Origin of the sequence: uncultured Empedobacter sp., assembly GCF_937930195.1 — a bacterium.
GTDB classification, from domain to species: Bacteria; Bacteroidota; Bacteroidia; order Flavobacteriales; family Weeksellaceae; genus Empedobacter; species Empedobacter stercoris.
In genome coordinates this window covers 1-14,362 of record NZ_CALGVK010000091.1, presented here as the reverse complement: position 1 = coordinate 14,362, position 14,362 = coordinate 1, and the positions used below count along the sequence as shown (strand labels likewise).

10 protein-coding genes, 1 tRNA gene and 1 riboswitch are annotated in these 14,362 nt (G+C 30.9%); of the genes, 5 read left to right on the top strand and 6 right to left on the bottom strand.

Annotation, left to right across the window (positions count from 1 at the left end; translation table 11 throughout):
- The first annotated feature begins 74 nt into the window (after nucleotides 1-74).
- Nucleotides 75-158: transfer RNA gene (locus tag Q0616_RS05905), tRNA-Leu, on the top strand.
- Between the two features lie 90 nt (nucleotides 159-248).
- A complete protein-coding gene (locus Q0616_RS05900; protein WP_298775772.1) occupies nucleotides 249-1,496 on the top strand; it encodes a YaiO family outer membrane beta-barrel protein in 1,248 nt (415 codons plus the stop codon).
- On the opposite strand, the gene Q0616_RS11885 is transcribed toward Q0616_RS05900, so the two are convergent.
- Genes Q0616_RS11885 through Q0616_RS05875 form a run of 4 tightly spaced genes read right to left on the bottom strand, consistent with a single transcriptional unit; the run spans nucleotide 1,493 to nucleotide 10,284 of the window.
- Nucleotides 1,493-4,921, bottom strand: coding sequence for a sulfatase-like hydrolase/transferase (locus Q0616_RS11885; RefSeq protein ID WP_366940266.1), 3,429 nt, complete (start codon nucleotides 4,919-4,921; stop codon nucleotides 1,493-1,495). The genes Q0616_RS05900 and Q0616_RS11885 overlap by 4 nt on opposite strands.
- A gap of 2 nt (nucleotides 4,922-4,923) precedes the next feature.
- Complete coding sequence (locus tag Q0616_RS05885) at nucleotides 4,924-5,988, bottom strand: hypothetical protein (RefSeq protein ID WP_298775769.1); 1,065 nt, start codon at nucleotides 5,986-5,988, stop codon at nucleotides 4,924-4,926.
- A 4-nt stretch (nucleotides 5,989-5,992) separates the two neighbouring features.
- Nucleotides 5,993-6,349 carry a response regulator transcription factor gene (locus Q0616_RS05880; RefSeq protein WP_171621975.1) on the bottom strand — a complete coding sequence of 119 codons (357 nt, stop codon included), beginning with the start codon at nucleotides 6,347-6,349 and terminating at the stop codon, nucleotides 5,993-5,995.
- Between the two features lie 11 nt (nucleotides 6,350-6,360).
- A complete protein-coding gene (locus Q0616_RS05875; protein WP_260542141.1) occupies nucleotides 6,361-10,284 on the bottom strand; it encodes a response regulator in 3,924 nt (1,307 codons plus the stop codon).
- Between the two features lie 83 nt (nucleotides 10,285-10,367).
- Nucleotides 10,368-10,510: riboswitch (cobalamin riboswitch) on the top strand.
- A 95-nt stretch (nucleotides 10,511-10,605) separates the two neighbouring features.
- Between Q0616_RS05875 and cobT the strand changes: the two genes are divergently transcribed.
- The 3 genes from cobT to cobC are packed head-to-tail and all read left to right on the top strand — an operon-like array spanning nucleotide 10,606 to nucleotide 12,940.
- Nucleotides 10,606-11,625, top strand: coding sequence for a nicotinate-nucleotide--dimethylbenzimidazole phosphoribosyltransferase (cobT, locus tag Q0616_RS05870; RefSeq protein WP_260542139.1), 1,020 nt, complete (start codon nucleotides 10,606-10,608; stop codon nucleotides 11,623-11,625).
- Complete coding sequence (locus Q0616_RS05865) at nucleotides 11,619-12,395, top strand: adenosylcobinamide-GDP ribazoletransferase (RefSeq protein WP_171621972.1); 777 nt, start codon at nucleotides 11,619-11,621, stop codon at nucleotides 12,393-12,395. The genes cobT and Q0616_RS05865 overlap by 7 nt, the downstream gene beginning before the upstream one ends.
- Nucleotides 12,380-12,940 carry an alpha-ribazole phosphatase gene (cobC, locus tag Q0616_RS05860; RefSeq protein ID WP_171621971.1) on the top strand — a complete coding sequence of 187 codons (561 nt, stop codon included), beginning with the start codon at nucleotides 12,380-12,382 and terminating at the stop codon, nucleotides 12,938-12,940. Before Q0616_RS05865 ends, cobC begins: the two co-directional genes overlap by 16 nt.
- Before the next feature lies 1 nt (nucleotide 12,941).
- Here cobC and Q0616_RS05855 read toward each other — a convergent pair whose 3' ends face one another.
- Together Q0616_RS05855 and Q0616_RS05850 are read right to left on the bottom strand one after the other, a co-directional pair.
- Nucleotides 12,942-13,829: a thioesterase domain-containing protein gene (locus Q0616_RS05855; protein ID WP_171621970.1), complete on the bottom strand. Its 888-nt coding sequence runs from the start codon at nucleotides 13,827-13,829 to the stop codon at nucleotides 12,942-12,944.
- A gap of 4 nt (nucleotides 13,830-13,833) precedes the next feature.
- The gene (locus Q0616_RS05850; protein ID WP_298775760.1) at nucleotides 13,834-14,163 is read right to left on the bottom strand and encodes a hypothetical protein; all 330 of its coding nucleotides are present in this window, start codon (nucleotides 14,161-14,163) and stop codon (nucleotides 13,834-13,836) included.
- Nucleotides 14,164-14,362 lie beyond the last annotated feature (199 nt).

The following is a 14,362-nucleotide window of genomic DNA, read 5'->3' as shown; positions in this document are numbered from 1 at the left end:
AGCGTCAGCCTTCCAAGCTGAATGTTGCGAGTTCGAGTCTCGTTTCCCGCTCAACTTCTTTCTTAGAAGTGGATGCCTTGGTGGTGGAATTGGTAGACACGCAGGACTTAAAATCCTGTGTCCATTAGGACGTGCGGGTTCAAGTCCCGCCTGAGGTACAACAAAGCTCAAGAATTTATTTTCTTGGGCTTTTTTTATGCTTCAAATAATTATATCTTTATCGCTTTAACAAAGTACGTTTTTAACACATGATTCAACAATCATTTTTAAGAAAGGCCCTATTTACTCTTACCTTTTTACCTTTATTTTCTTATAGCCAAGAAACAAAAAGTTCAGATGATTTATTTCTAGAAGCTCGACACAAAGCTTTCGAAGAAAAAGATTATACAGCTGCAAAGAAATTAGCTTTACAAGCTTTAGCACAATCTCCAGAATATACTGATATAGCTGTTTTCTTGGGAAGAATTTACACATGGAATGATGAAACGGATGAAGCTCGAAAAGTTTTTCAGAATATAGAAAAAACCATGGATCCTTCAACTGATTTTTATTTGGCCTACACTTCGCTTGAATATTGGAATGAGAATTATACAGAAGCTATATCTATCATTGATCGTGGTTTAATTAAATACCCTAAGCATGAAGAACTATTATTGTTAAAAGCTAAGATTCAGAATTCAGGGGATCTTTATAGTGATGCATCAGAAACAATCAAAGAATTAATTGCGATTAATCCTAAAAATACGGAAGCACGCGAATTGGCTAATCGCATCGAAATTAATAATACGAAAAATGCAATTGGTGTAAATTACAATTATTCACATTTCGATAAACAATTTGCTGATGATTGGCATCAAGTTTCAGTCAGTTACAAACGTCAAACTGCTTTGGGCTCATTGATTTTTAAAGTGAATTACGCCAACAAATTTAAAGATAATGGTGTACAATACGAAGTAGAAGCTTATCCGAGACTCTCTAAGACATTTTACATGTATATTGGTGGTGGATATTCAGATAGTGATGGTATTTTCCCAAAATACCGTACAGGGGCATCATTATATGCAAATTTACCAAAGAGTTTTGAAGCTGAATTAGGATATCGTCAACTTCATTTTTCTGATGATGTTTGGATGTTTACAGGATCTATCGGAAAATACTACAAAAATTATTGGTTTAACTTAAGAGCATTTGTTACTCCAAGCGATCATAACATCTCTCATTCGTATACCTTTACAACGCGTTATTATACGGGTGATGCTAATAATTATTTAAGTTTAGCGATAGGGACAGGTATTTCTCCAGAAGATTTTAACAATAATCTTTTAGAAAATACTACTTACAAATTGAAATCCTTTAAAATTGGAGCTAATTATAATTTTTCGATCAAAGATTTAAATTTAATTACAATCGGTGCAAATTATTATAACCAAGAATATCGTCCAAATCAAAAAGGAAATCAATATGATGTAAGTGTTTCGTATAGTCGAAAATTCTAATTAATATATTTTATAAATAAAGAATCAGGAACCATTTTTTGAATATTTTTCAACGAATGGTTTTTTGTTTTAAACGACTTCATACGATTCTTTAACTCATCTTCCATTTTTGAATTTTGTTCAAGATCTTCTGTTAAATTCTTTTCGATTCGATATAACTTCCCTCCTGACAAATGATAATTTTCGAAAACATAATCATCCAAAATATTCTTGTTTTGCATTAGCGGAACACCTTGTTTTCTGAAATTTGACTTACCATTTTCCAGATTTTGTCCCATCCATGTTACATGGTGCGGTAAGTTCATTCTATATGAATCTCTAAAATAAGTCGCAAATGTTGGGGCAATATCAAAATGCGTGACAATATTCGACATCTTTTTTGGTGATTTCAATAACGGTGAATACACTATAATTGGCACATGAAAACGATCTATTTTCGTTTCCATCGGCACTTCTGGCATTCTATGATCTCCTGTTATCACAAAAATAGTTTGATTAAAATCTGAACGTTTTTGATATGTTTCAAAAAAATTTTTTAACGCATCGTCTACACTTAAAAAAGTAACCAATTGCTGCTTATATTTTTTGATTGTAGCTAAAGTTGTCGCATCATAATTTCTTGTTTCAACCAACTTATCAAACTGTTTATTGTATTTCTCAACATTGTTTATCAAGAATGGACTATGCGTCGCTAAAGTCATTAAAACATTAAAATAAGGTTGACCATCTTCTTTCTGTATTGTTAAATATTTTTTAAAAACCGAATGATCATCATATCCCCAAGAAAAGCCATTATTCGAAGGGATTTTCGCATAATCGTTTCCGTAATCATCTTCATCTATAATCGTTTCCACTTGCGAATAATACAAATACTTAGACATAAAGTCAAAATCTGCATCACCACCATAAAAATACCCCGTTTTATAACCATTACTTTTCAATAAATTATACAAGTTGAAATGTTGAGGTAAGTTATTTTGCTCCATAAAACCATTTTCAGCAAATGGCAAAGAACCTGTTAACGCTGGTAGAACACCATATGTTCTTCCCGTCGTACTCAATCCATTTTCCCAATACAAACTCTTTTTAGATAGTTGATCAATATAAGGTGTAAACGATCCTAAATACGCTCCGTCGTTGCTATATGCTCTCCCCAAACCTTCAATTACAATAAAAACAACATTTGGCTTTTCAGTTGATAAATTGAATTGTTTTGCAAAAAAGTTTTGGTTATCATCTTGGTATAAAAATGGATAATTTTCTTTGTCTGGATAATTTCGGTTATCTTGATTCTTTGCAGTTGAATTTGCATTCAAGAAATCAATTTCGGTTATTTTATCTTCAGCAAATTGTTCTAATGAATTTGAAAAAAAATAAGACGATTTACTTAAAACTAAATTAGACGAAAACTCATCATTCTCTGCATCCTTTACAAACAGATTAATCGGAATAATAATCGCGAAAAGACTTAGTACAATCAGCGGAAATTGGAGATATTTCTGCTTGATTTTTAATTTATAACTGTACGTAAAAATCAACGTCAATAAACTAATTACAACCAGAGATAGAATAATATTGGTAACATTCATAACACCAGAAGCTCCAATAATCAGCTTTAACTCATCGAATGTGTATAAAAATAAATCGGAACCTAATAAGTTGAGCGTCGTTTCAAAATATTTTATCAATCCTATATTTGCAACAATTAAAAATGAATAAGCAAAAATAACCCATTTCTTCGCCCAACCGATAGAATAAAATTGCAATAAGAAGTAAATTAAACTAACGATAAAAATACTGTCTAAAGCAAAATCAATATTGTGAACAAATAAATCAAGAAATAATGTTTGATGAGCATGTGGGGTTAAATTTTGTTTATAAAAAGAAATTTCAACAATTGTAGATACCCCAAAAAGTAAAAGATAAATCAATGAAATAAAAGTCGTTTGTTGAACTAAATTCACAAATCCTAATTTCATTTTTTGCAAAACAGACAACTCTTTTGCTTGATTTCCTCCAAAACCTTGTCGCGTCATTTCTCCCCATGAATTATTTTTCAAAAAGAAATCCTTTACTCCTTTTACGGCAGCTAAAACTACAAAAGGATGAAAAGTAAATGGCTCTATAAACGCGGTTAAAAACAATTTTGGAATATCTCCTTTCTTGTTGTAAACGTTATACGTCATCAAATCAATCAAAATGGCATAAATCGAATATAAAATTCCGTAAAGCAATACAAAAATCATTAAAGGAAAGAAAATATGCCAATTGATCAACCCTAAAAACATTAGAATAAAGAAAATAATCCATCCAAGATATTCGATAATTGGACCTAAAAACTCAAAGAAAAACCAATAAGGATAACTCATCATCCCTAACTTTCCATATTTCAGATTGAAAAATAAAATACGATGTTTCCACAATGTTTCTATCGTTCCACGCATCCAACGATTGCGCTGTTTATTTAAAATTTCTTTACTTTCAGGAACTTCGGTCCAACAAAGCGGATCCGGAATATTAACAACTTTATAAGGTAACTTGTTTTCGTGCATATAACGACGCATGCGCACCACCAATTCCATGTCCTCTCCTACAGTATCGTGATCGTAACCTCCACATTGCAATACAATTTCGCGATCAAAAGCACCAAAAGCACCTGATATCAACATCAATCCATTGGCACGCGACCATGCCATTCTTCCCAAAACAAACGCTCTGATATATTCTAACGCTTGAGCTCTACCCAAACGAGTTTTTGGCAAATTAACATCTACAATTTTACCGTCGATAATCGTACAATTATTGGCCAATCTTATCACGCCACCACAAGCAATTACTTTAGCTTTTGCTTCGTCCATAAAAGGTTTAGCAAGCTTTAGGATGGCATCTTGTTCTAAGATACAATCAACGTCAATACAAACTATGTAATCATTTGTCGCGATGTTAATTCCAACATTTAACGCATCCGATTTTCCACCATTTACTTTGTCAACAATTACCAATTTTTTAAAAACAGGATTGCTACTTTTATAAATCGCATTTATAGGTTTTGTTTTGATATTTCCCTCAACGAAATAATCTATTTTAATCAAATCATACGCCTCAATTAATCGTTGCAACGAATCATCTTTGGATCCATCATTTACAATAATAATTTCGAGCTGATTATAATACAACGACAACAACGAGCGTACATTTTCTACAATTGTAGCCCCTTCATTATAAGCTGGAGCAATAAGACTAAACGTTGGTGCATTTGAAGAAGTTGCGATCAGGGAATAATCTGTAAAACTATTTTTTCGGATATATGATTTAATTGCTCCTTTTGCGTAAAGTCCAATCCATCCATACACAATAATTAAAAGGATAGAATAAAAAAGAAATCCATAAATAAAAAAATCGAAAGCGGTTTCAAGCCAATTCATGATTAGTGTTCTTGAATAATTTGATTAATAATTTGTCTTAATTCGGGAGAATTTGATTGAGTTGAAAGTTGTAATACCTCATTTTTATCACAACAATGGATTAATGCTTTCACACTTGCTTTTTTTACTGAAAATGATTCATTTTCTATCGCCTGAGTTTTCAAGAATAAACTATTTTCTGGATTTGAAATTAGTTCTAAAGCTTTCAAAATTTGCAATTGAAATTTCTCTTCATATCTTTCGTAATGATGAATGAATAAAGTTGAAGTGGTTTCACTTTCGATTCTAACCAAAGTTTTAATTGTTTCTTTCAAGGTTTTTTCATCAGAATCGTGCAAATTTTCCGCAACCAAATCGTGCATTTGTAACAATTGAAACTTACGAATCAATTTCATCGCAAAAACTTTTACACTCTGATTCGTTGATTTCAACCAATTCGAAATTGACTGCTCAACCTCATCATTATTTGGTAAAGTGTTAATTGCTTCCAATAATTTTAATTGATGCCAATCTGTTAATTGTTCTTGTAAATCATCTAAAAAATATAAACCTTCAAAACCAGAGAATTTCACCAAACCATATTGAGCTTCTGTACGAACCAACTCATTTCTATGATGTAGCAAAGTTTTAATTTTAGGCAAAGTTTCGATGCAATTCATGGCTGTCACTTCTTGTATAGCTTCGGCTATTTCGTATCCTTTTTTACTGTTTAATTTTTGTAAGGATATTTTCTTGAGTTGATATTGTCCAAATAAATTACGAATATTCTCTTTAGAATTTCCCGAAAAGTTATGTTCTGCTTTTAGGAGTTTTTTAATGAAATAATGTTTGAATAAACTTGATTTTAAATAATCATTAAAATCTGTATTCTGTTGATTATTTTCTTCTAAAATCGTTTCATAAATCTCTTGATCAATAATCGCATTCCACTTATTTTTCTTTGTAATGATTTTATATTCAATAATACTTTTCAACAATGTATATATGATAATCAAATAAAGTAAAATAAGTAGAATATAAATTCCTACGATTAACTCGGTATATGTTATGATTTGTAGGATAATCATTGTATTATTTTAAGATTTTTTTTACGCGTACTGATAATTCAACAGGACTAAATGGTTTTACCATAAAATCATTTGCACCAAGATCAAAAGCTTCCACAACCACATCTTCTTGTCCTAAAGACGACAAAATAATAATAGGTGTTTCAGCATTTTTACTCTTTCTAACAGCACTAATAATCTCCAAACCAGAAGCAAAAGGCATCATAATATCAGTAATAATCAGATCAATATTTTCTGTTTCTATCTTGTTGATTGCTTCTTTTCCATTTCGTGTTAAAACAACTGTATAGCCTTCTTTTTTAAGTTTATGCTCAATTGTTTTTAAAATCAATTCGTCGTCTTCGGCAATTAAAATCTGCATTCTATTGGTTTTTAAATATTTTTTAAATAATTAATAACTAATTCAATTTCGTTTTCTATTCGCATAATAAGTTGGTTTTCTTCTACGTAGTTAATCGTAGTTGCTTTTTCAATTTGTTCAGTTAAATCAGCCAAAATAAAAAGTCCAGCCGTTTTCGAAGTTCCTTTTACTTTGTGACCTAATTGATTGATTTGTGCTAAATTTCTATTATTACTATGCGTATTAAACGCTATTTTGTCTTTTTCTAATTCATTGATAATAATTTCGATAAACGTTTTTCTGAACGATTCATCATCTTTTGTATAATTATCAATCATTGATACATCAATATGATTTCCAAAATCTTCGTTTTCATTTTGCGTTTCTTGAGAAAAATCCAACCATTTTTTCATCATATCTACTATATCATTTTCTCGAATTGGCTTCGCTAAGAAGTCAGTCAAACCAACCTCAAGACATCTTTCTTTTTCGCCTTTCACATTTCCCGCTGTAACGGCAATAATCGGGACATCTTGATAATTATTAATCAATCGAATAAATTTCGTTGCATCAATACCATTCATTTCTGGCATTTGAATATCCATTAAAATTAAATCAACTTGATTTTCTTGACAAACAGCTACTGCTTCAGCTCCATTTATAGCCGTGTACAACACACTATTTGGTGCTATATTTTTTATGATTTGCTGATTCAGTGCCATATTCACCATATTATCATCAGCAATAAGAATATGAAATTGTTTAGAAAAATCTTGTGTATTTTCGTTTGGTTCTTCTATTTCTAATGTTTGATTTTCCTTCGAATCGATGATACTTTTTCGTAATGTTTCGAATAATTCTTCTGATTTTATTGGTTTTAATAAACGAGAATTTATCCCTAATTCTTTAGCTTTCTGAATCAAAAATTCATCTTCAGATGAGCTATGCAATAACACTAAAGGTATTTTTGTTTGTTTCGACTCAACGTATTCTTTTATTTTCTGAATTGTTTCTAAACCATTTAAAACAGGCATGTGATAATCCATCAAAATAACATCATACACTTCACCATTCAACACTTTTTGCAACGCCTCCATTCCGTTATTTGCAAGGTCAGAAGTGATTTTTTTAAACTCTAACATATGCTTCAAAATAACCTGATTACTTTGGTTATCATCCACAATCAGAACATGTTTTATCTCGTCTAAATGGTCAAATTGTTGATTAAAATTATACTCGTAATCCACTTCCAAATCAAAGTAAAATGTAGAGCCTTTGTCGACTTCACTTTCCAATTCTAAATGACTTCCGAAGTAATTTAACAATTTATTTGAAATGGTTAACCCTAATCCTGTTCCTCCAAAACGTTTACTTACAGTACTATCTTCTTGTGTAAAAGCATCAAAAATTTTGGATTGTTTCTCTGGTTTAATCCCAATTCCAGTATCGCGAACAGAGAATCTAAGTTTCGCTTTCTTCCCTTCTTTAATTGGTTCGACTTGACTAATTTTAAGTTCTATTTCACCTTTTTCGGTGAATTTCACGGCATTCCCAAGTAGATTAATCAAAACTTGTTTTAGACGAACTTCATCAATCCAAATAAATTGAGGTAAATTATTATCTATATTCAACAATAATTCAATTTTTTTGTTTTCGGCTTGATAAAGAATCACATTGATTACTTGATTTCCTAACTCGAACAAATTATTTTTTTCTATCAAAACATCCATTCGACCGGATTCAATTTTAGAGAAATCTAAAATATCATTTATTATTGACAATAATGAATTTGCAGAATCATTAATAAAATTCAAATATTGTTTTTGAGTCGGATTAAGTGGCGTTTTCAACAATAAATCAGAGAAACCAATCACACCATTTAACGGCGTTCGAATCTCGTGGCTCATATTTGCTAAAAATTCAGACTTTGCCTTACTAGCGAGATCAGCATTCTTTTTAGCTTTTTTAAGTTCTTTATTTTTCTTGACAGATTCTGTTATATTTTGCGAAAACATAATCAGACCACCAATCTGTTTTTTGTTGATATACCACGGATGAATCGCCCATAAATAGTGTTGATCCGTATCATATTTTGGTGTGCGATAAATCATATCTTCATCCGAATAACTTTCACCTTGCAAACAAGCGTCATAAATCGCTTTTCTTTCTTCTGGAACATTGTACATTTCATAATGAGATTTTCCGATCACATTTTTCTTTTTTACTACAAATTCATCACACCATTGATTACTCAAAGTTAGATAATTCATATCCTTATCAAACATTGCAACAGATGCAGGTACATGATTAATAAATGTTTCGAAAATAGCTTTTTGTCGAGCCAACTCTAACGTATAACGTTTTCTCTCATCAATATCCTGAAAAGTTCCAAAAACGCTAACACATTTTCCATTTACGAACTCTGGAATTCCTTTACATCTTACCCAAATTGTTTTTCCTTTTTGGGTAACTATTTGCAACTCCATATCATATCCGATTCCTTTTTCTACCGCATCTCTAAAAGCTTTCTTTATTTTTGGATAACTACTTTTTGCTTCATAAAAATTGAGTGAAGTTTCTACATTTGGTTCATAATCTAGTTCAACTTCATGGATTTTTTTCGTTATATCAGTCCAAATTAATTTTTGCTTAACTAAATCGTATTTCCAACCTCCAACATTGGCAACTTCGTACGTATGATCTAGTAACTGACGAACACGATTCAAGTCTCTTTCCAAGATTATTCGTTGCGTCATATCAACCGCAGTACTCATCACAATCGGATTTCCATCATTATCTTTGTCCAAAATATTATTGTATAACCAATATGTTAACGAACCATCTTTCTTAATCAAGCTCATCAAACCAGAATCTTGCTTTTTACTTAAAATCGTCTCTATATAGATTTGATATTCTTTTTGATTAGATTTTGGGATTAATTTTTTAAGATCCAAATCTTTCGATTCTTCTTCAGTATAACCTATCGATTCTAAACCTTTTTTGTTAATGGATAAAATATTACCATCCAAATCGTGAATCGTCATTAAACCAAGCGAAGAATTGAAAAAATTTCTAAACTTACGTTCACTGTTTTCTAGTTCCTCCTTTTTAGAGTTTTCAAGTGTAATATCTCGTCCAAATAAGAAAATCTCGTTATCATACGAAGTGTTTAATTTAGTATACCATTCAACCATTTTTTCTTCTTTCGTTTCTATTGAACACATCAAACATTTGAAGTCAATAGAACCTGAATTAGTTTTCAAATCAGCCAAAAACATTTGAACTTTTTTCTTATCCTTTTCCGAAACAAAGTCTAAGAAATTTTTTGAACGAATTAATTGGTCATTTTTAACTTCTAAAACTTTTTTAAAAGCTGGGTTAATTGATTTCAATACACCATTAATATCAGCAACTCCAATTAAATTATTCGAAATTTTATAGATATTTTGAAAGTAAGCAGCGTCTTTTTTTCGTTTTTTACTGACCAATAATTTTGTAATATTTTTCCCTAATTGAATCAATAAATTGCGTTGTTTTTCGTCTAACGTTCTTGGATAATGATCGTTTACACATAATGTCCCCAAAACATTTCCATTGTCATCAATCAACGGAACACCAGCATAAAACTTAATATTTGCAGCTTTTACTCCAGCAATATTTTTTGCAGGTTCAAATTTCGTCACATCATCAATCACCAAAATTTCTTCTTCCATTAAAGAAAATTGACAAATAGTTTGTTGACGTGGAACAATATCTACATCTATTCCACAATTTGCTTTAATCACTTGATAATTTTCATCAAAAATAGAAATTAACGCAATTGGCGCATTACAAATCAAACTCGCAGCATTTGCAAAAACCTCCAACTCTTCGTCTTTATCATGTCCTTGTAAATTATAATCGTAAACGGCTTGCAATCTTTGCTTTTCGTTCGTTGGGATGTGAAAATTTTCCATTAAAAATTGATCTTATTTAAAAGGTAAGTAGAGGTGGTTAAATATATTACATAATTATAAATTTTTGTAATCAATTAATTTTAAAAAAGTTTAATTTTTTCAAATCATAATTATTTTCTTACATTAGTTGCACAAAAGGGAATCGAGTGCAAATCTCGAGCTGTCGCGCAACTGTAAGTAGTGAACACTATAAGCCAGACCACTTTTTAGATGATGCTTTCGCGATTGAAGCTCAATCAAAACTACAATAATCTCGGTTTTTGTTGAATTGATTGCACTTGATTTCGAAAGCATTTTTATTAAAACTTAGTTTATAAAAACATGCTAAAAGAAGAAATTCAACACCTTATTGACCTTAAAACAAAACCTCTTGGAGCTTTAGGTTTATTAGAAAAAATCGCTTTGAAGATTGGTTTAGTTCAACAAAAAAATCATTTAGAATTAGTTAATCCACATCTAATTGTTTTCGCAAGCGATCATGGTATTTCACAATCTGGCGTAAGTGCTTATCCTGCGGAGGTTACACCGCAAATGGTTATTAATTTCCTAAATAATGGGGCTGCTATTAATGTTTTTTGTAATCAAAATGAAATCGATTTAACAATTGTTGATGCAGGAGTCAATTATAATTTTGAAGATTATTCGGTTCTGAAAAATTGCAAAATTGCAAAATCAACCAAAAACTTTTTGTACGAACCTGCAATGAATGCAGAAGAATTGCAACAATGCTTTGATCATTCGAAGAAAATTGTTGATGAAATCGCTCAAAACGGAACGAATATTATTGGTTTTGGGGAAATGGGAATTGGAAACACTTCATCTGCATCAATGATTATTCACTATTTAACTCAACTTCCACTTGAACAATGTGTTGGCCGAGGTACAGGCTTGAATGATGAACAATTACAAAATAAGATTAATATTCTGACTCAAGCAAAGGAAAATCAAGGTGAAATAAATGATCCGAAACAAATTTTAGCAACTTTCGGAGGTTTTGAAGTCGCGCAAATGACAGGTGCAATGCTCGCTGCTTATGAACATAATATGCTGTTGATGATAGATGGTTATATTGCTTCAGCTGCAATTTTAGTCGCATCAAAATTGAAACCTGAAATTTTGAAAAACGCTATTTTTTGTCATCAAAGTGATGAAATTGGACATCGTTATCTATTAAATTATTTCAACGAAGAACCTATCTTGAAAATCAATTTACGCGTAGGAGAAGGAACAGGTTGTGCTTTGGCTTATCCAATTATTAAAAGTGCAGTAAATTTCTTTAATGATATGGCAAGTTTTGAATCTGCTGGTGTCAGTAATAAAGAAACTGAAGTGGAATGCTAAAAAAAGAAATTACTTATTTCCTAACGGCATTGATGTTTTTTACTCGAATTCCAATTCCATTCAAGATTCCTTACAGCAACGAAATTATGAATCAATCGCAAAAATATTATGCTGCGGTTGGCTTATTGGTTGGTTGTTTTAATGCGATTATTTATAGTGTTTGTCAATTTATTTTACCTGTTGATATTGCAATTATTATCACCATGATTACAAGTATTTTGTTGACTGGTGCTTTTCACGAAGATGGTTTTACTGATGTCTGCGATAGTTTTGGAGGAGGTTATGGTAAAGAAAAAATTATGACAATTATGAAAGATAGCCGAATTGGAGCTTATGGAGTTATCGGTGCAATCTTGTTATTGTTATTAAAATTCACCTCTCTGAAACACATTGCAGAAGATAATTTTTGGTTGATTATTTTCACTTTAATTGCTGCACATTCGGTAAGTCGTTTTTTTTCTGGAATGATGATTTACACCCACGAATATGTCACCGATATTGACAAAAGCAAATCAAAACCAATGGCGAGTAAAGCTTTACCGATTAAAAACTTGCTCATAAGTTTTCTATTTTGTTTACTTCCTTTTATAGTTTTTGGCGAATGGAAATTCTTGTTGATTTTACCACTTTGTTATATAGGTAAAGTCTATTTGGGTTGGTATTTTAAGAAATATATAGGCGGTTATACAGGCGATTGTTTGGGAACTGTACAACAAGTTACCGAAGTTTTATTTTATTTAGGAATACTGATTATATGCAAATTTTTGTAATACGACATACAAAAGTCAAAATCCCTTCATCGGTTTGTTACGGACAAACCGATGTCGATTTGACAGACACGTTTTTAGACGAAGTAAAAGAAATACATGCTAAAATCGATCACGATTTTGATACTATTTTTTCGAGTCCATTGAATCGTTGTCAACAATTAGCCTACACTTTTTCTACAGAAATTATTTTAGATAATCGATTGAAAGAATTCAATTTTGGAGACTGGGAAATGAAACCTTGGAACGAAATTCCTTCGGAAGAAATCAATCCATGGTACGATGATTTTGTAACGATACCAACTCCAAATGGCGAATCGATGTACGAAATGTTTTTACGCATCTCTGATTTTATGAACGACTTAAGAAATACCAAACTTCAAAAAATATTAATTGTTGCTCATGGCGGAGTAATTCGATTAATATGGTGTTATTTGTTGCAAATACCAATTAAAAATGCATTCAAAATCCCTGTAAATTACGGTGAAATTTTTCAGTTTAATTTAGGTGAAACAAATGAGGAAGATTTTATAATGAGAAAAATGTAGACTAATTCAACATCCAATCAACTAAACTTTCCTTCTCTACTATATTCCAAGAATGCGGATGTTTCTGACCATTTGCTCTAAAGCCTCTATTCTCCGTTTCAATAAACTCTACACTCTTCGCTCCAATTGCTTTCAAATGCGAAGCCATTTTTTTTAATTTAAAAGCATTCAAATCTTCATAAGTTCTATTTCTATTCGAACTTTGCCACTCTATATCTGGCTCACAATATAATCTTATCTTAATATTTTTTAAAAATTGAATATTCTTATTAGAATTTTTAGACATTAAATAGGGTGAATAATACTCGTAGTTCTGAATCGAATCTTCTGGAGCACCTAATTCTTTATTAAAAAGCTCGATTAAAAATTTGCCTTCTTCTACCGCAGCTTTACTTACATTCTCTTCAATATCCTTTTTTGCACTTTTATATAATTCTTCTAAATCAATTGGAGAATCGACTACAAAAACACCTTTAGGCTGGATACTATTTTGTTCTTTCATCAGTTCATTTCCTATCAACATTGCTACATTCCCTCCACTCGAAAATCCTCCTATATAAAGGTTAACTTTATTTAATTGATGTTGATTTAATATATCAATCAGTCGAGTTATTATATTTTTTTTCTCCTGATCGGATAAATATAATTTTTGGTTAAAATTAAATAACAAAGTCGTAATTCCTTGCTGGTCTATATGTTTTATAAATTTCGCTTCTTGTTTTGTATGTTCTATATCACAAGGAAAACAAGGAAATAAAATCAACAAAGCTTTTTGGTTTGATGCAATTTTCAACTCGTAATCTAACTCTTTACTCACTTTTGTTTCTATCACAGATTGTTTACAACTAAATGCTACGTAAGCAAACAGGAATACGAAAAGCAACTTCATAATTTTAAATTGTTTCATTATTCGCTACAAACTCATTAACAATTGTTCTCAAACTTTTATTCAAATCAAGGTCTACAATATCTTTTATAGACATCAAACTCTCAACTTTCCATGCATCATTTGTTAAAGAATAGGTTTCTAATTTAGAAATTAAACGATGATGAAAAACCTCCTCTCCTATTTCATATTCAAGTTTACCTATAAATTCTTCTAAAGTTGTAGAAGGTTCTGGCCAATCATTTTCGGCATCAAAAAGTTTTACAGCTACAATAAAATCATTTTTTGATTTGAAATTATTTCGCTCTATTAAGTTAAATAAATCTTCAAATGTCATTCAAATTATATTTTAAACTAATTTCTAAAAAAAAAATCAACAAGTCAAATGTTTCAAAATTAATTTATTAGAAAAAAGTTATAAAATTTATTCTAAAAACACTTGCAAAAGTGGTTTTATTGACCTTATATTTGCACTCACAACGCGGGAATAGCTCAATTGGTAGAGCGTCAGCCTTCCAAGCTGAATGTTGCGAGTT

Excerpts from the sequence above, each read along its gene's own strand:
- Q0616_RS05900 (WP_298775772.1), top strand. The coding sequence starts at position 249 with ATGATTCAACAATCATTTTTAAGAAAGGCCCTATTTACTCTTACCTTT.
- Q0616_RS11885 (WP_366940266.1), bottom strand. The coding sequence starts at position 4,921 with ATGAATTGGCTTGAAACCGCTTTCGATTTTTTTATTTATGGATTTCTT.
- Q0616_RS05885 (WP_298775769.1), bottom strand. The coding sequence starts at position 5,988 with ATGATTATCCTACAAATCATAACATATACCGAGTTAATCGTAGGAATT.
- Q0616_RS05880 (WP_171621975.1), bottom strand. The coding sequence starts at position 6,349 with ATGCAGATTTTAATTGCCGAAGACGACGAATTGATTTTAAAAACAATT.
- Q0616_RS05875 (WP_260542141.1), bottom strand. The coding sequence starts at position 10,284 with ATGGAAAATTTTCACATCCCAACGAACGAAAAGCAAAGATTGCAAGCC.
- cobT (WP_260542139.1), top strand. The coding sequence starts at position 10,606 with ATGCTAAAAGAAGAAATTCAACACCTTATTGACCTTAAAACAAAACCT.
- Q0616_RS05865 (WP_171621972.1), top strand. The coding sequence starts at position 11,619 with ATGCTAAAAAAAGAAATTACTTATTTCCTAACGGCATTGATGTTTTTT.
- cobC (WP_171621971.1), top strand. The coding sequence starts at position 12,380 with ATGCAAATTTTTGTAATACGACATACAAAAGTCAAAATCCCTTCATCG.
- Q0616_RS05855 (WP_171621970.1), bottom strand. The coding sequence starts at position 13,829 with ATGAAGTTGCTTTTCGTATTCCTGTTTGCTTACGTAGCATTTAGTTGT.
- Q0616_RS05850 (WP_298775760.1), bottom strand. The coding sequence starts at position 14,163 with ATGACATTTGAAGATTTATTTAACTTAATAGAGCGAAATAATTTCAAA.